15 protein-coding genes are annotated in these 16,290 nt (G+C 57.7%); 11 read left to right on the forward strand and 4 right to left on the reverse strand.

Annotation, left to right across the window (positions count from 1 at the left end):
* Positions 1–19: 19 nt before the first annotated feature.
* Entirely contained in the window at positions 20–184 is a 165-nt protein-coding gene (locus QPL94_RS08765) for a hypothetical protein (protein WP_285356840.1), read from the reverse strand.
* A 378-nt stretch (positions 185–562) separates the two neighbouring features.
* Between QPL94_RS08765 and QPL94_RS08775 the strand changes: the two genes are divergently transcribed.
* The 6 genes from QPL94_RS08775 to QPL94_RS08800 all read left to right on the forward strand — a co-directional run bounded on the left by QPL94_RS08775 (position 563) and on the right by QPL94_RS08800 (position 7,664).
* Positions 563–2,365, forward strand: coding sequence for an acyl-CoA dehydrogenase (locus QPL94_RS08775; protein WP_285356842.1), 1,803 nt, complete (start codon positions 563–565; stop codon positions 2,363–2,365).
* 116 nt (positions 2,366–2,481) lie between these two features.
* Complete coding sequence (locus tag QPL94_RS08780) at positions 2,482–2,742, forward strand: hypothetical protein (RefSeq protein WP_285356843.1); 261 nt, start codon at positions 2,482–2,484, stop codon at positions 2,740–2,742.
* Between the two features lie 139 nt (positions 2,743–2,881).
* Positions 2,882–3,184 (forward strand): hypothetical protein, encoded by a 303-nt coding sequence (locus QPL94_RS08785; protein ID WP_285356845.1) that lies wholly within the window; start codon positions 2,882–2,884, stop codon positions 3,182–3,184.
* A gap of 210 nt (positions 3,185–3,394) precedes the next feature.
* Positions 3,395–5,425: a PhoX family protein gene (locus tag QPL94_RS08790; RefSeq protein WP_285356846.1), complete on the forward strand. Its 2,031-nt coding sequence runs from the start codon at positions 3,395–3,397 to the stop codon at positions 5,423–5,425.
* A gap of 220 nt (positions 5,426–5,645) precedes the next feature.
* A complete protein-coding gene (locus QPL94_RS08795) occupies positions 5,646–7,286 on the forward strand; it encodes a methyl-accepting chemotaxis protein (RefSeq protein ID WP_285356848.1) in 1,641 nt (546 codons plus the stop codon).
* A gap of 12 nt (positions 7,287–7,298) precedes the next feature.
* Positions 7,299–7,664, forward strand: a complete 366-nt coding sequence (locus QPL94_RS08800; protein WP_285356850.1) for a DUF4870 family protein — start codon at positions 7,299–7,301, stop codon at positions 7,662–7,664.
* Positions 7,665–8,052: 388 nt separating this feature from the next.
* On the opposite strand, the gene QPL94_RS08805 is transcribed toward QPL94_RS08800, so the two are convergent.
* Positions 8,053–9,366 carry an MFS transporter gene (locus tag QPL94_RS08805; protein WP_285356851.1) on the reverse strand — a complete coding sequence of 438 codons (1,314 nt, stop codon included), beginning with the start codon at positions 9,364–9,366 and terminating at the stop codon, positions 8,053–8,055.
* A gap of 117 nt (positions 9,367–9,483) precedes the next feature.
* Here QPL94_RS08805 and QPL94_RS08810 point away from each other — a divergent pair, with 117 nt between their 5' ends.
* Positions 9,484–10,326: a 23S rRNA (adenine(2030)-N(6))-methyltransferase RlmJ gene (locus tag QPL94_RS08810; RefSeq protein ID WP_285357875.1), complete on the forward strand. Its 843-nt coding sequence runs from the start codon at positions 9,484–9,486 to the stop codon at positions 10,324–10,326.
* An 18-nt stretch (positions 10,327–10,344) separates the two neighbouring features.
* Here the strand turns inward: QPL94_RS08810 and dctP are convergent, their stop codons facing one another.
* Entirely contained in the window at positions 10,345–11,424 is a 1,080-nt protein-coding gene (gene dctP, locus QPL94_RS08815) for a TRAP transporter substrate-binding protein DctP (protein ID WP_285356852.1), read from the reverse strand.
* Between the two features lie 143 nt (positions 11,425–11,567).
* The gene (locus QPL94_RS08820) at positions 11,568–11,966 is read right to left on the reverse strand and encodes a DUF4168 domain-containing protein (protein ID WP_285356853.1); all 399 of its coding nucleotides are present in this window, start codon (positions 11,964–11,966) and stop codon (positions 11,568–11,570) included.
* Between the two features lie 251 nt (positions 11,967–12,217).
* Here QPL94_RS08820 and QPL94_RS08825 point away from each other — a divergent pair, with 251 nt between their 5' ends.
* From QPL94_RS08825 to QPL94_RS08840, 4 genes are read left to right on the forward strand one after another with little or no spacing between them, the layout of a single operon-like run.
* Positions 12,218–13,720, forward strand: coding sequence for an ATP-binding protein (locus tag QPL94_RS08825; protein WP_285356854.1), 1,503 nt, complete (start codon positions 12,218–12,220; stop codon positions 13,718–13,720).
* Positions 13,710–15,095, forward strand: a complete 1,386-nt coding sequence (locus tag QPL94_RS08830; RefSeq protein WP_285356855.1) for a sigma-54-dependent transcriptional regulator — start codon at positions 13,710–13,712, stop codon at positions 15,093–15,095. Before QPL94_RS08825 ends, QPL94_RS08830 begins: the two co-directional genes overlap by 11 nt.
* The gene (locus QPL94_RS08835) at positions 15,088–15,993 is read left to right on the forward strand and encodes a DMT family transporter (protein WP_285356856.1); all 906 of its coding nucleotides are present in this window, start codon (positions 15,088–15,090) and stop codon (positions 15,991–15,993) included. Before QPL94_RS08830 ends, QPL94_RS08835 begins: the two co-directional genes overlap by 8 nt.
* Complete coding sequence (locus QPL94_RS08840) at positions 15,990–16,277, forward strand: GIY-YIG nuclease family protein (RefSeq protein ID WP_285356857.1); 288 nt, start codon at positions 15,990–15,992, stop codon at positions 16,275–16,277. Before QPL94_RS08835 ends, QPL94_RS08840 begins: the two co-directional genes overlap by 4 nt.
* Positions 16,278–16,290 lie beyond the last annotated feature (13 nt).

Here is a 16,290-nt window from a genome sequence, read left to right on the forward strand (position 1 = left end):
TTACAGTCCTGGCTGCCCGTTATCGAATGGCTTTCAGGGCTGCGCTGATGGCGTCAGCTTCGGCAGACAGTACCCGGTAACGAAGGCTGTCGGCCTGCTGGCTGGCCTGTAGCAGCTGTTTCTGCTTCATGGCGTAGAGGCGGCTCAGCAGATCGGATTGCTGGTTTCTCTGTAGTGCTGTCATGGTATTACCCTCCGCGGGAAATAGCCTGTGTCAATAAACTTTACGTTTGGCGCCAGCTTTCGGCCCTATGGTTGTAACAAAGCATAACCCGGGCCAAACCGCCGTGTATGTGCGCTAGCGACCAAAGCGGGCCCGGTAAACACCGGGGGGCAGGCCAGTGTGTTTCCGGAACAGACGGCTGAACGAACTGACGTCCTCGTAACCCACCATTCTCGTCACTTCTCCCGCCAGTCTCCATCCGCAAGCAGTGTAATCCCCGTGATTGCCCGGTCGCCCAGAATGAAAAGTGGCGGGATTAACCATGATCATGTCATTAACGCCGGTTTCAACAAAACAACCGTATGAGAGGCTATACGCCATAAACAGGAGACTACCCCAATGACAGACACCCTGATCGACCGCCGCGACCTGGCGTTCCAACTCTACGAAGTACTCGACACCGAAAGCCTCAGCGAACGCGAACGCTTCAGCGAACACAACCGCGACACCTTCGACGCCGTCATCGAAACCGCCGATAAAATGGCCCGGGAAAAGTTCGCCACCCACAACAGCGCCGCCGACAAAGACGAACCGAAGTTCGTGGATGGCCAGATTGAAATGCTTCCCCAGGTAAAAGAAGCCTTCGACGCCTACGCCAACGCGGGTTTTATCGCCGGCCGCTACGACTACGAACTCGGCGGCATGCAACTGCCCGAATCCGTGATGGCTGCCTGCAACGGCTTCTTCACCGCAGCCAACCCCGGCACAGCCGGCTATCCGTTCCTGACCACCGCTGCCGCCAACCTGATCCGCGTATTCGGCAACGACCAGCAGCAAAACACCTTCCTGCCCCACATGCTCAGCGGCCGTTTCAGTGGCACCATGGCCCTGACCGAGCCCCATGCCGGCTCCTCCCTCGCGGACATTCGCACCTCCGCATCGCCAACAGATGATGGCCACTATCTGATCAAGGGCGCCAAAATCTATATTTCGGGCGGCGAACAATCCATCACCGAAAACATCGTTCACATGGTGCTGGCCAAGATCAAAGGCGCACCGGCGGGGGTGAAAGGTATCTCCCTGTTTATCGTGCCGAAATTCATCGTTGATGAAGACGGCAACCCGAAACAGCGCAACGGCGTGAACCTGGCGGGCCTGATTCACAAACTGGGTTATCGGGGCACCACCTCCACGGCCCTGAGCTTCGGTGACGACGCCCCCTGCCACGGCTACCTGGTTGGCGAGCCTCACCAGGGCCTGAAGTACATGTTTCAGATGATGAACGAGGCCCGCGTCGGTGTAGGCTTTGGTGCCGCCGTCATAGGCTACCGTGGCTACATGCACAGCCTGGAGTATGCGAAAGACCGTCTGCAGGGCCGCAAACCGTCGGAAAAGAATCCGGAAGCGCCCCAGGTGCCGATCATCGAACACGCCGACGTGCGCCGAATGCTGTTGGCCCAGAAGGCCTACAGCGAAGGGGGCCTGGCCTTGTGCCTGTACGGTGCGCGCCTGATGGATGACCAGCACACCCATCCGGATGAGCAAAAGCGGATGGAAGCCGGCAAATTGCTGGACCTACTGACCCCGGTCATCAAGGCCTGGCCGTCAGAGTTCGGCCCCAGGGCAAACGATCTCGCCATCCAGGTTTACGGCGGTGCGGGTTATACCCGGGAATATCCGGTGGAGCAGTGCTGGCGTGACAACCGCCTTAACCCGATCCACGAAGGCACCAACGGCATACAGGCACTGGACCTGCTGGGCCGCAAGATCTGGCAGGACCAGAGCCACGGCCTGCAGTTGCTGATGCAGGAAATGCAGGTGGATCTCGAAGCCGCCACTACCGACCGCTGCCAGCAATGGGCGCTTTCCCTGAGTGAAACCCTGCAACAGGCTGTCAAAGTCACCCAGAGCCTGGGCAAGTCCCTGATGTCGGAAGACCCGGACCGGGTTCTGGCCAACGCCTCATGTTATCTGCACCTGTTCGGCCACATCATTGTGTCCTGGATGTGGCTGCGCCAGGCCAATGCCGCGGCCAAGGCGCTGGGCTCGGCGAACAGCGACGACGAACGCAGTTTCTACCAGGGCAAACTGCAGGCTGCCCAGTACTTCTTCCACTGGGAACTGCCAACCGTGGCGCAGGACCTGGTGTTGCTGAGGAACCAGGACGATACCTGTATGAACATGAAGCCGGAGTGGTTCTGAGACTGGCAGACTGACTCAATCTGAACCAGACTGTAGGCATGCCCCGGCTCCCGCGCTGAATTCGGCGCTCCGGGGCATTTTTCTGTCCTGTCGGTATCCACAGGGAAGAGTCTGCCATGACGTGGGAAAATGCCTCTAACGCTTACCATCCGGTGCGCTGTGAAATACAGAGCCTGCTGAGGGAATACCTGACCTCATCAAAGCTGGCGGAAATCGTGTATCGCGACGATGCCGGGCAGGTCCAGACTACCCACGATGTCATCCGGGATCTCTTCAGCAGGGCAGGCCAGGAGTTTGTTTTTCTGGGGCGTGGGCATATGGTCCGGCTGGATCATGTACTGACGCTTGATGGCAGAACAGTGTCGGTGGCCGATTGACGTTCTCAGGTCATTGCTTTTCCTAACTTATTGTCACTACTAACAAAAACGTAATCAGCAGGTAATTGTGCCGGTGTCGGCGATGGCCGTAGACTTGTCGCTGTTGTTTTCACACCTCAAACCGAATAAGGACATGGTTATGAACAAGCTGACACTGAGCGCACTGGCACTGCTGATGACACTGGGCCTCGCGGCCTGCAGTCAGGACGACAATGAGGGCGCAGATTTCGAGGAAGCCGGTGATAACATCGAGGATATGGCGGACGACGCTGGCGATTCCATCGAAGAGACTTACGAAGACGCCACTGGCCAGAATGACAGCGCCTGGGATGAAACCAAGGATGCCGCTGGCGACGCCGCTGAGGAAACCGGCGAGGCAATGGACGAAGCAGGCGAAGAAATGGGAGAAGCTGCTGAGGAGGCAGGTGACTCCATGCAATAGAATCATCGGATTCACGCCGAGGCCACCTGATTGCCTCGAAGACGCGCACCGTTGCGTGAAAAAGCCTGCCCCTGACCGGGCAGGCTTTTTTCGTCTGAACTGTCAAAAAACGTTAAAGAAACTGACTTCTGACTGTCTGCAATCTGTCACCTTCGCCATCGACACTGGGTTCTCGGAATAACCTATAAACCACCCGAGAGAGGCAGGACCATGGCGAAGCATGACCTGGATCCGAATTATCTGGATCCCAATTTCGAGCCCGTTGTAAATCATTCCGGCAATACGTCCTTCGCATCGGTGCTGACCGCAAGAATGCAGCGGCGCACTTTGATGAAAGGCAGTGTTGGCGCTGCCCTGGCAAGTGTTATGGGGATGGGCCTCGTTGGTTGCTCTGACAGTGACGACGACAACGGCAGCACCACTGGTGATGTCCAGTCCAGCACAGAGTTGGGATTCAAGCCGGTGGCGGTTTCAACCGAAAACCGCGTTGTTGTTCCGGAAGGCTACTCGACTGAAACCTTTGTGCCCTGGGGAACGCCGATCACTGGCAGCTATCCTGAATACCGCGCCGATGGCACCAACACCGGCGAAGACCAGGAGCAGCAGGTTGGTATGCATCACGATGGCGTGCACTTTTTCCCGATCGACCAGAAGTCCGGGGGCAACAGCTCTACCGAAGGCCTGTTGGTCATGAACCACGAATACATCAACCAGGGCGCGCTGCATGCCAACGGCCCGACCAGAGCTGCTGATAACGGGAATGTTCGTCCGGCGGACGAAGTTCGCAAGGAGATTGCGGCTCACGGTGTTTCCGTTATTCACATCAGGCGCGACAGCAATGGTGCCTGGGACATCGTTTTCGGCAGCCCCTTTAACCGGCGCATTACCGGCAATACCGAAATGGATATTCGTGGCCCGCTTCGTGGCTACAGCAAGCTGATCACCGCCTACAGCCCGAATGCCACCCAAACCCGCGGTACCCTCAACAACTGCGCGATGGGCCCGACGCCATGGGGGACCTATCTTACGGCGGAGGAGAACTGGCATGGCTACTTTGCCACCGCCGATACCGAGCGCCCCCGTGAATATGTGCGACATGGTGTAAATGACAACTCCCGTTATGACTGGGAGTTGGCTGATACGGGTGCCGACGAATACATGCGTTTCAACGTAACAACCACCGGCGCTTCTTCTGCAGCCGAGGATTATCGTAACGAGGCGAACACTTACGGCTACATGGTTGAGATTGATCCTTTCACCCCCGAGAGCAAACCCCAGAAACGGACGGCTCTGGGCCGTTTTGGTCATGAGGGTGTTATCTTTGCGTCTGCCAAAGAAGGTGAGCCGGTGGTTTGCTACTCCGGTGATGACTCCCGCTTCGAATACATCTACAAGTTTGTCTCTTCCAAGCCTTACCATGCCGCAACGGCTGGCGGCTACCTGCTGGATGAAGGCACGCTCTACGTCGCCCGATTCAACGCCGACGGCTCCGGCGACTGGCTGGCACTGGATCTGGAAGACGCAGACTTTGCCGACAAGGTTGCAGCCGCTCAGGGAACCCTGGTGGGCGATATCCAGTTTGATGGTTTCGAGAATCAGGCCGACGTTGTGGTGAATACCCGTCTGGCGGCCGACATCGCAGGTGCCACCACGATGGACCGCCCGGAATGGGGCGCTGTTGATCCGAAAACCGGAGAGGTTTACTTCACGCTGACCAACAACAGCAACCGTGGGAAAGAAGGGTTTGACGACGTTAACGCTGCGAACCCGATTGTTGAGAATGCCACCGGCCATATTATCCGCTGGACAGAAGCCGGCAACGACCACACAGCGACCAGCTTTGACTGGGACATCTTTGTGTTCGCCGGTGAACAGGGAACCGAAACCGTGGTTGATGGAGAAGCAGTGGTTACCCTGGACGATACCAATATCTTCAACAGTCCCGACGGCCTGTGGTTTGATTACAATGGACGCCTGTGGATTCAGACCGATGGCAGTGATGCCGCGCCGTACCAGAACAATATGATGCTGGCAGCCAATCCGGTGACCCGTGAAATCAAGCGATTCTTCGTCGGTCCGGTAGGTTGTGAGGTCACCGGCGTCGTATCGACACCGGATGTGAAGACCATGTTCGTCAACATCCAGCATCCGGACGGCAACTGGCCGAATGCGGCGGAGGACCGTCCCCGGGATGCAACAGTGATCGTAACGCGGGATGATGGAGGTGTGATCGGCGCCTGATTCAGGCTGCCAACCATTCAACTGAGCCTGAACGCAAGCCGGATTCTTCTGCCTGGAAGTCTCCGGCTTGCGTTTTTTTTGCTTCAGATTTGTAGCCGCCTGCCGAAAAACAATTATTGGTGAACTAAAGTAGCAGTTATTAACACAGGTCAATTCATTACTCTCACGGGTAATATCCAATAAAGATGCATTCATTAATAATGATAATAACGAGGTGGCTATGGGTTTACTCAGTCGACCTATTCTGTTTATGGGGGTGTCGGTTGCGGTTGTTGTTGCCATCGTGGCGACAATGGGGGCACCGTTGATCGGGCTGGACGGTTCGTCGGTTTTGGCGGGCCTGGTAATCGGCCTGGTGGTGGCCACCGCTTATCTGGTATTGCGGGTACTGGAGCCGGTAGAACGTTCCCTCAAGCAACTGAGTGCCGGCGAGCTCTCTGATGAGAGCCTCCTGGGTAAACAGTGTTCGGGCCTCCTTGCCGAGGCGAAGGCCGGTCGCGCTCTGATTGAGGCGCTGTCGGGAAGTGCCGACAAGAGCGCGATTTCGGCGGCCCAGGTGTCTTTCGCAGCGGATCAGTTAAAGGTCCGCCTGGACCGCCAGGTCAGTGAAACCTCGCAGATGTCGGAGTATGCCGGGCAGATTACAGAAAGTGTGCGGGAATCCGCCCAGCAGGCCACGGACGCCGCTACCATGGCCCTGCAGAATCGGCAGGTGAGCATTGAAGGCAGGGAAGCGCTGACATCGGCCATAGACAGTGTGCGGGCGGTGCACGAGCAGTCCAGCGAGAATCTGAGGCTGATCCAGGAGCTGAACGAGAAATCCAACAAGATCCAGGGTGTCACCACCACCATTCAGGGAATCGCCGAACAGACCAACCTGCTCGCACTGAACGCGGCCATTGAGGCGGCCCGTGCGGGCGATCAGGGGCGCGGCTTCGCCGTTGTCGCCGATGAGGTCAGGCAACTGGCCGGTCGAACCGCACAGGCAACCGGTGAAGTGGCCGAAACCCTTCAGGAAATCCGCTCTGATACCTCCCTGATTGTCTCGCGAATCGAGGACCTTGCCAAAAGCGTCGAGGCTGGCCTGGAATCGGTTGAAAGTGTCGGTGAGCGCCTGGATCAGATTCGCGATCAATCCGACCGGGTTCAGCAGCAGGTGGCCCGTATTGCCGAGATTGACCAGAATAACGAACAAAGCCTGCAGCAGGTGTCTGGCGCCATTGAAACGGTCCGGGACCAGATCACGGAGAGTGATACCAGCGTGGCTTCCCTCGCCCAGCAGGCCGCAACCCTGATGGAACTGGCGGAAGAGGCCAATGCCGCCTTTGCCCTGAACAGTGATGAAAGTTATCATCGGGCCTTCTATGATCAGGCCCGCCAGGGTGCAGACCGTATCGGCAAGCTCTTCGAACAGGCGGTTCGTGACGGACAGCTGTCCGAGAACGCTCTGTTTGACAAGAAGAGGGAGCCCATACCGAATACCGATCCCCAGAAGTACTCAAGCAGTTATGACCGGTTTACTGACCAGCAGCTTCCATCGGTGCAGGAAGCGGTAAAGGCAGCTCATTCGTCCATGGTGTATGCCATAGCCATCGCGCCCGATGGCTATGTGCCTACCCATAACCGTGATTTTGCCCATGCACCAACCGGCGATCCGAAAGTGGACCTGATGAAAAGCCGCAGCAAGCGGCTGTTCAACGACCGCACCGGCGCCCGTTGTGGCAGCCATACCCAGAGTATGCTGCTGCAGACCTATCGTCGGGATACCGGGGAAATCATGCATGACCTGTCGGTGCCGATTTATGTGAACGGTAAACACTGGGGCGGTTTCCGCCTGGGTTACAAACCGGACAGTCACTGAGTGGAGAATCCATTGCCTGAGCCTGAATACATTCCCGCCGACGATGATCCGCTGGCCCGCCGCGAAGAACCAGGCCGCAATCTGGCCGTGCTGGTTTATATCCTCCAGGCGCTATCGTTCTTTGTCGGAGGGATCACCGGCCTTGCCGGCGTTATCATCAATTACGTCAAGCTTGATGATGTCAAAAACACCTGGATAGAACCTCATTTTCGCTGGCAGATCCGCACCTTCTGGATAGGGCTGCTGTGGACTGTTGTCGGCATTGTGACCACTCCCCTTATCGTTGGCTGGTTCGTGCTTCTGGGCGTATCCATCTGGATTATCTACCGCATCGTAAAGGGCGCCCTGGCCCTGAATGACGGGAAATCGCCTTTGTAGAGTAGCTCCCGCCCGGCTATTTGGGCGGGACTGTGCCGACGTAGGTCAGCAAAAACAGACTCAGAGAGAAGAAAACCAGGGCGAAAATGACCCGAGCACGACGATGGGGTGGCACCAGGCTGTGATGGTGAACCGCGTCGGGTTCAGGCCTGGCCGTCATGACGCCTTCGTTTCAGGTGTCAACCGGCTTTGATGCTTGCTGGGTATGGGTGTGTCTGTCCGCATTTCTCTGCCTCAAGTTATTAGCGACTGCGCAGTGGAACGACACGTCCTTGTTTTAGTATCCCTTTGCCAGGCTCCGTGTTGGCTGTTTTGGAACTTGACGTAAAATGCACCAATCCGGTTCCAATAGCATTGCTTGCTGTGACGTGCGTCTCAGTCGCGCGAGTCAGTCGGAGGTTACCTCCTGCAAACGTAGTGCATTGAACATACCCGCCAGCCCCATCAGGCCCAGCACAAGAATGACCGCCACATCCGACACCATCGAGATCAGCGCCGTAAAGCCACCAGTTACCAGCAGCAGGCCACCGATGACGGTGTTGCTCACCGCTGTATAGTCGGTGCGTTTGTTGCCTCCGGCCATATCCACCAGATAAGTTTTTCTGCCCAGCCGTACACCGGCGTGGGCCACGCTCAGAATGAAGAAAGCGACCGGGTAAAACCAGACGCTGCCGGTTTCGGTTCGGTCGATCAGTGCGATGGTGCCCACGACCAGGCATACACCACTGGCCATGGCGGCGCCACGAATCATCACTTTCCGGCTCGAAGTGTCGGCAGCCCAGCCCCAGAAACTGGCGCTGAGTGAGCTGGCGAGACTGCTGGCCAGCAGGAAAACCCCCAGCATCCAGCCAATATCGGATTCCTTCTGTGCCAGAACCACAAAGTAGGGGGCGGCCAGGGCCGAACAGAGCAGCAGTGCCCGGGTGACCACAAATTTCCGGAACGGAACGTCATCGCGGAGCAGGGAAAGACTGTTGAAGGCTTCTGCCATGGCATTGCCACCACCGCCGGTTTCACCGTCGTATTCTTCAACACCGGCAAACAGGAAGCCGGCAATAATCCAGAGTGAGGCAGCCAGTAGCAGCAGCACCGTATAAAAACCGATCGTCGGATCCCCCCGGTCCCAGAACAGCAGGGCCGTCAGGATAACGGTGGCGGTGCCGCCGAGGGTGGACGCCAGGCCGGAGAGCCGTCCCCGCCGGGTTTTGGGAATGCACTTGCCCTGCACGTCCTTCATGGACACGGAGCAGAAGCCGCGGGCCAGGGAAAAAACGATGAGTGCGGCAATGATGCTACCACCGGCAGCGTAGCCCTCCAGAAACCACACACTTGCAGCCATGGCGATGACACTTGCCGCCTGCCCGAAGCTCCCGAGCGTCCAGAACCATTTTCGCACCGGCTTTTGCCTCACCCAGGCTCCGATCACCATCTGCGGAATCATCGACCCCGATTCACGGATCGGGACCAGCCAGGCCACCAGTGCAGGTGCGCCGATCGCACTCAGCAGCCAGGCCAGGACCGTTTTGGGGCTGATCAACAAATCGCCGAGTTTGGTCAGCACGTTACTGCCAAGAATCAGGAAGAAGTTGCGGGGAACCTCGCGGCAGGCCTCCTCGGGAATATCGGTGCAGACGCGTGCGTCTTCTTCGTTGGCGATCAGGCTGTACAGTCGCTCGGCAGTGTCATCTTTCGGGGTTGGCAAATTGGTGTCCTCATGCAAATCAGGGCTAAAGGATATCAGTCAGCGACAGGTTCTCAAGTCTTGCCTCCTCTGTTTCACTGATGCCTAATACCCGTCCGTCAACCGGGAGTCCTGATGATGTTGAGTTACCTTCACGCTTTTCACGCCGGTAATTTCGCCGATATCCAGAAACATTCAGCGCTGGTGCTGGCTTTGCGAATGATGCAGGCCAAGCCTTCTGCGATTGCCTGCTTTGATACCCACGCAGGCAGTGCAAGCTATGATCTTGCCGGTGACCGGGCGCAGAAAACGGGTGAAGCAAACTCGGGGGTTCAAAAAGTCTGGCGCTACAGGGAACAACTGCAATCGGAGGACTGGCAGGTTCTCATCGAGGAGCTGGCACCCGGAGCAGGGCACCATGGTGAGATTGAGCGTTATCCCGGTTCTCCCCACTGGTTTTACAGGTATCTGCGTGAGCAGGACAGCCTGACGGCCTTTGAACTGCATCCGGCCGAAAGTGAAACTCTGGCCCAGTGGGGTTCCGGGCGTTCCGGGGTTCGAATCTGTCGGGAGGATGGCCTGAAAGGGCTGCTCCGTGGCTTGCCTCCCAGACAGCCAAGGCTTCTGGTACTGACGGATCCTTCCTATGAGGTAAAAAGCGAGTATGAAGATGTGGCGGAGGCGCTGACGCGAGCCTGGCAGAAATGCCGGCACGGGGTGTACCTGATCTGGTATCCGATTCTGGCCGGCAGCGCCCATGAAAGACTAAAAAATGCAGTTTCCGGCGGCCCTGTGCGAAAAGTGCTTTGCAGTGAGATAACGCTCAGGCAATCACCGGAGCGTGGTATGTCCGGCTCCGGGATGCTGGTGATCAATCCACCCTGGGGGTTTGACCGCAGGCTCGCGGCGATGATGGAAGCTGTTTCCGCCAGTGACTGTCTTGGCATTACGTCAACGATGGACTGGCTGGTTCCGGAATGACGTGATCTACCTTCCGGTTCAGAGGTCGGGGACGTCCGACTCCGCCTCATCGACCATGCCGATGAGGCGTTCCAGAATGGCTTCTCCCCGTTTGCCCGCGATGCGGGCGTAGCTTTCGCGAACCGACAGGCTGGCTTCGCGGAAACGGTCACGCTCTTGTTCTGTCAGCTCAACGGTGCGAATGTCGCTGTTCTGCCGGATGGTTTCAAGGCGGCTGGCATTGAGCTCCGCCTGTACTTCCCAGGCAAGAGGTGAGACCTCATCCAGCGCGTCTTCCAGCCAGCGTTTCTGGTCGTCCGGGAGGGCGTCAAACCACGCCTTGTTGGAAACCACTGAGGTGACAAACTGGGCGGGCCTGGCAAAAGTCATGGTGTTCTGGACCTCGTAAAATCCCATCTCTTCAATGGCAAAAACCGGGTTGGCCTGCCCTTCAATACGTTGTAACTGCAGGTCGCTGTATACCTGCGAGTAGGGCGCCGGAGTCGGTGTCGCGCCATAGGCCCTGTAGGCTTCCGCCGAAATCTTCGAGGTCATGGTGCGGAATGCGAGCCCGTCGAAATCGGCAGGTGTTTTCAGGGGTTTGTTAGCGGTCCAGACCATCCAGCCCTCGGGTACAAAGCCGTGGAGCTGGAGGTCCTGTTCTGCGTAGGGTTCGCTGAACATCTGCACCAGTTCATCACTGGCCAGAATATCCCGGTTTACATTCTCGTCGTCCGACAGAAGGAAGTGGAGGGTGAAAACGCCGGTTTCCGGAACCACGTCGGCCAGATGCCCGGGGGATGCAAAAGCAAGATGGACCGACCCCTCGCGGGCCAGATCGGTCAACTGGATGGACGTTCCGATCGAGCCGTAGGGAAAGATGTCGATAAGGATATTGCCGTCCGAGATGCTTTCGATACGCTCTTTCAGTTCCAGCGCATAACGGTGCTGGACGCTGCCCTCAATTTCTTCAAGGGCGAACCGCCAGGTGACCGGGTAGGTGGGCTTTTCTTCGGCATCTTCACGGGTTGCGGTTGGAGAGGGGCTGTCGGAACAGCCAGCCAGTAGCAGAATAACCATCGCAAACAATGGGGCCCGCCAATGGCAAAATCTTCGCATGTCCTGTCTCCGGCCGTTATCAACTGATTCTCGTACGCAAGGTACCACAATAAGCCGGCACAGTGGTTGCACCTTGCCGGGTGGCTCAACCAAAAAGGCCCCGCTAATGCGGGGCCTGAAACGACACGATCGCAGGCAGTCGCTTACATCAGCGCGTCAACGCGGTTCCGTACCTGCGGCTCGCTGTTGTAGGCAGTTGCGATTGAGTTGTAGGTGGGAATATCCATCCCGGCATCCTCAATCACGGTCACCATCTCATCATTGGCTTCCATCTGCAGTTCCTGGGCTTTTTGCTGGGAATCGGCTGCTTCAATTTTCTCCATGTATTCGTCACGGATATCATTGATGCCTTCCTGAGCTTTAACGAACTGCTTCAGTTCCTGGTCGTTGAAATTGGTGTTCTGGGTGCCTGCAGCAGCCGGGTCGCTGTAGCCACCGTCGCTGTCAGCAGATTCCGGGCTTTGCTGGTTGTCCTGCGCGAGGGCAGGGCCGGCGGCAAGCAGTGCCAGGGATGCGGTCAATGAAACGAGAAGCTTGTTCATAACGTTCTCCTTTTGCAGTGATTGGATTGCTTGCGTGTTCTACAAACAATCTTGGCGAACCGTAAGGGTGGTTCTGGTTGATTGATGCTTTCTCTGTGACACCTATCAAGCCCCGTGCCAGTTTTTGAATAGCTCATTAAATGCAATAAAAACAATATCCTAGAGTTTATAAGAGGTTAATGGTAGGTAATGTGTGTTGTGGCGAAATGTCACATGTGGCATAGATGTGTGACACTTTGTCGGAGTTCGCCATGAAAAGGCCTGTGCTCACCGCTCAAAAAATGTTCCGGTCACTACGCCTGACCCTGGTATTGAGCATCGTCGTTCCGCTTATGGTGTTCAGTGGTGTCGCTATCTATGTGGGGCTGGGTGCCGTGGAGGAAAACCTGAACGATCGTCTGAGAGAGGATCTGGAGCTTGTTGCCCGTGCGGTTAGCGGCCCGCTCTCACAGGCCATGTCTGATGGCGATGAAATTGTCATGGGCGAGTCGCTGAAATCGATATTCCGGATTGGCCGGGTGTTCGGGGCCTCCGTTTTCGATGAGGATGGTCAGCAGGTTGCCAGTCTGGGGGTTGCTGACACTGACGTCACCCGCAGTGACAGTGCCGAGCGGGTTATCGCCAGCGGTAAAGTCGGCGGTGCCTTTCGCCAGGTTGACGGGGTTTCTGTTTTTTCCCAGTTCACGCCGCTGATTGTCGGCGATGGCCGGATTCAGGGGCTGCTTCAGGTGACTCGCAAGCGCAGTGACTTCCACGAGTTGGTGGCATCCAGCCGCATCTGGGCCGTCACCATCTGGTCAATGGTGTCGCTGATGGTCATCCTCGTTGTGGTGCTGGGGCACTACGGAGCAGTCGGGCGTCATGTCAGCCGTTTGTTGGGAATCATGGAGCAGATGGCACCCGGGCGCTGGCGAGTTGACGAAGCGCCCGCCGGGCCACGGGAACTGCGCCAGATTCACGAGGGCCTGCGTGATATGGGGGAGCGCATGATGCAGGCAGAAACCGAAATAAGGGCAAGCGTCGAGCGTGAAAGGGAACTTGCCGAACAGCTCGAATACCAGGAGAAAGTGGCCATGATTGGCCGCGTGGCGGGTGGTGTTGCCCACGAACTTGGCGCTCCACTGAGTGTCATTCAGGGTCGTGCCAACATACTGGGCCGGGGCGATCTGGCTGACGGTGACAGGCGACATCTCACGGATATAGAGCACCAGGTCGAGCGCATGACACTGATCATCCAGCAGCTACTTGATTGCTTCCGTCACGTTCCTGACTCCCGCCGCAAGACCGATCTGGCGGCAACCGCAAAGGAAGTCGTGGGGCGCATCCGTGAAGAGCCCAGGTGCCAGGGGGTAGAGATCCGGTCCGCAATCCCCAATAGGACGGCAGACATCCTGGCAGAGCCGACCCGTCTTGAGATGGCATGCGTGAATATCATCCGTAATGCCTGCCAGGCGGCCCGCTCAACAGTGACAGTGGCTCTTGCCGAGCATGACGGGCTGTGGGAGTTGCGGGTGGGTGACGATGGTCCGGGGATAGCGGAAGCCATGCGTGAGCGCATTTTCGAGCCCTTCTTCAGTACCCGCGCTGCGGGTGAAGGGACCGGTCTTGGGCTCGCCGTTGTTGGCAGTGTGCTCAAAGAGCACGGCGGCCGGATTGAGGTGGGCTCGAGCCCTGAGGGCGGATGCCGGATGTCTACTTTCTGGCCGGTTTATCAACACCAGGAAGCCCTTGGAGAGAACAGTCATGAGCCGTAATCCATCCTCGATTCTGCTGGTGGAAGACGACGCCAGTTTACGAACCTTGCTGGCGGAAGAGCTTGAGGTGGACGGTTACCGGGTAATCTGCGCCGGAACAGCGGAGGAAGGGCGCAGGCTCGCCCTGGAATCAGGCGCTGATCTGGTTGTTTCGGATCTCCGGCTTCCGGACGGTGATGGGTTGTCGATACTCCGGCAGCTGCAGGCTGAGGGCAGGTCGGTGTCGTTTATCATCATTACTGCTTTTGGCACGGTCGATCAGGCGGTGGAGGCCCTCAAGGCGGGCGCCGATGATTTTCTCACCAAACCACTCTCCACCGATCATCTGAGATTGAAGATCAAGCGTTTGCTGGCCCACGCGGCCATTACCAGCGAACTGGCTCGCTACAAGTCGCAGACCACAGAAGACAATTCACTCGGCCTGGTGGGTGAAAGCCGGGCATTGGTACAGCTGAGGAATGAGATCAAACAGGTGGCCAGAAGCCAGGCCGCGGTTCTGATCAGCGGTGAAAGCGGGACCGGCAAGGAGCTGGTGGCCCGCGCAATCCACAGGGAGAGTGACCGCAGGGGCCGGCCGTTCATCCCGGTTAATTGTGCCGGCATTCCACAGGAACTGATGGAAAGTGAGTTCTTCGGTCATGAAGCCGGCGCCTTCACCGGGGCGAAATCCTCGCGTCCGGGGCTGTTTGCAGAGGCGGATGGTGGCACGCTGCTGCTGGACGAAATCGGAGAAATGCCCCTGGCCTTGCAGGCTAAGTTGTTGCGGGTATTGCAGGAAGGCACGATCAAGCCGGTGGGCGCCGACCAGGAAGAGAAGGTGGATGTACGCATCATCGCTGCAACCCATCAGGATCTGATCAAAGCCGTGGAGCAGGGGAACTTCCGGGAAGACCTTTATTACCGGCTGGAAACCCTGACCCTGGTCGTGCCTCCGCTGCGGGAGCGTGGAGACGACGTGGACCTCCTCGCCATGCACTTTCTGAGGGATTCGGCGAAGCGGCACAACCGTGGTTTCCTGCAGATGAGCGAGGTGGTATCACAGATCCTCGCTGACTACCCGTTTCCGGGCAATGTTAGAGAGTTGGGCAGTGCCATAGAGCGGGCTGTGACCTTCTGCGAAGGTGAGGTAATCCTCCCGGAGCATCTGCCCGCCCGGATACGTAAACGCCGGACGGAGACACCTGAAGCAAGGCCCGGCCTGCCCGCAGGAAATCTCGCAGACTGGCCCACCCTGGATCAGGTTCAGCAGGATTATGTCGAGCGTGTTATCACTGCCGTGGATGGCAACAAGCGGCGGGCCGCACAGATACTGGGGGTAAATCGTCGCACTCTTTATCGCTGGCTGGATAGCGAAAAGGACGAGGCTCATGACTAACCAGAAACACGCCATGCTGTATGGTCTGGGCACGGTGCTGCTCTGGTCCACCGTCGCCACAGCCTTCAAGCTGTCGTTGCGGGAGCTGAGCCCGATACAGATGCTGGTAGTGGCCTGTTCCGCCTCGGTGCTGGTTATGGCACTGGTGCTCATGCTCCAGCGTCGCTGGCACCTGGTTTTCCAGTTGAGTCGGCGCCAGTATCTACAGTCCATCGGAATGGGGCTGATCAACCCCTGCCTGTATTATTTTCTGCTGTTCGGCGCCTTTGATCGACTCCCAGCCCAGGAAGCCCAGCCCCTGAACTACACCTGGGCACTGGTGTTGGCGTACCTCTCGGTGCCCTTTCTGGGGCAGCGGCTGAGGCGCGCGGATATCATTGCCGGGCTGATCTGTTACAGCGGTGTGGTGGTGATTGCGACCCGCGGTGATGTCTTTTCAATGACCTTCTCCGACCCCCTCGGAGTGGCGTATGCGATCGGCAGCACACTGGTCTGGGCCTCCTACTGGATTATTGCCACACGGGACACCCGGGACCCGGTGGTGGGGCTGTTCCTGAACTTCCTGTGCGGCTTGCCGGTGATCGTGGCGATCTGTGCCCTGACAGCGGGCTTTGACTTCAGCCCAGGTACCGGCCTTACGGCCGCCATCTACGTAGGCGTTTTCGAGATGGGCATTGCCTTTATTCTATGGTCCTATGCCATGAAAAAGGCCGAGAATACCTCCCGGGTGAGCAACCTGATTTTTATCTCCCCGTTCCTGTCCCTGGTATTTATCTATTTCATCCTCGGGGAAATCATTCTGCCGTCCACCTACATTGGTCTGGTTCTGATTGTCGCGGGGTTATGGATTCAGCAGCGCAAGGCCCGGGAAAAAATGGCCAGGGCACAATCCACATGAGCCAGTGGTTTGTCTATATGGTGCGAACGGCCAGGGGAGCCCTCTACACCGGCATCACTACGGATGTGCCACGCCGGTTTGCGGAGCATCAGGCCGGCGCCCCAAAGGGTGCCAGAAGCTTGCGGGGAAAGGGGCCCCTTGAGCTGGTCTTCTCTGCCGAGACCCGGGACCGGGTAACTGCGTCGCAACTGGAGTGGCAGATCAAGCGTTGGCCGCGCCGGCAGAAAGAGGCACTGGTTCGCGGTGAGTTGTCCCTGCCCGATCTGACCGCGTTAAAAACCTGATTGCCGCTGGACC

Source organism: Marinobacter sp. SS13-12 (assembly GCF_030227115.1).
In the GTDB taxonomy this organism is placed as follows: Bacteria; Pseudomonadota; Gammaproteobacteria; order Pseudomonadales; family Oleiphilaceae; genus Marinobacter.

Coding starts and splice junctions, on each gene's coding strand:
- QPL94_RS08820 (WP_285356853.1), bottom strand. CDS start 11,966: ATGAACAAGCTTCTCGTTTCATTGACCGCATCCCTGGCACTGCTTGCC.
- QPL94_RS08830 (WP_285356855.1), top strand. CDS start 13,710: ATGAGCCGTAATCCATCCTCGATTCTGCTGGTGGAAGACGACGCCAGT.
- QPL94_RS08835 (WP_285356856.1), top strand. CDS start 15,088: ATGACTAACCAGAAACACGCCATGCTGTATGGTCTGGGCACGGTGCTG.
- QPL94_RS08810 (WP_285357875.1), top strand. CDS start 9,484: ATGTTGAGTTACCTTCACGCTTTTCACGCCGGTAATTTCGCCGATATC.
- dctP (WP_285356852.1), bottom strand. CDS start 11,424: ATGCGAAGATTTTGCCATTGGCGGGCCCCATTGTTTGCGATGGTTATT.
- QPL94_RS08825 (WP_285356854.1), top strand. CDS start 12,218: ATGAAAAGGCCTGTGCTCACCGCTCAAAAAATGTTCCGGTCACTACGC.
- QPL94_RS08790 (WP_285356846.1), top strand. CDS start 3,395: ATGGCGAAGCATGACCTGGATCCGAATTATCTGGATCCCAATTTCGAG.
- QPL94_RS08780 (WP_285356843.1), top strand. CDS start 2,482: ATGACGTGGGAAAATGCCTCTAACGCTTACCATCCGGTGCGCTGTGAA.
- QPL94_RS08785 (WP_285356845.1), top strand. CDS start 2,882: ATGAACAAGCTGACACTGAGCGCACTGGCACTGCTGATGACACTGGGC.
- QPL94_RS08765 (WP_285356840.1), bottom strand. CDS start 184: ATGACAGCACTACAGAGAAACCAGCAATCCGATCTGCTGAGCCGCCTC.
- QPL94_RS08775 (WP_285356842.1), top strand. CDS start 563: ATGACAGACACCCTGATCGACCGCCGCGACCTGGCGTTCCAACTCTAC.
- QPL94_RS08795 (WP_285356848.1), top strand. CDS start 5,646: ATGGGTTTACTCAGTCGACCTATTCTGTTTATGGGGGTGTCGGTTGCG.
- QPL94_RS08840 (WP_285356857.1), top strand. CDS start 15,990: ATGAGCCAGTGGTTTGTCTATATGGTGCGAACGGCCAGGGGAGCCCTC.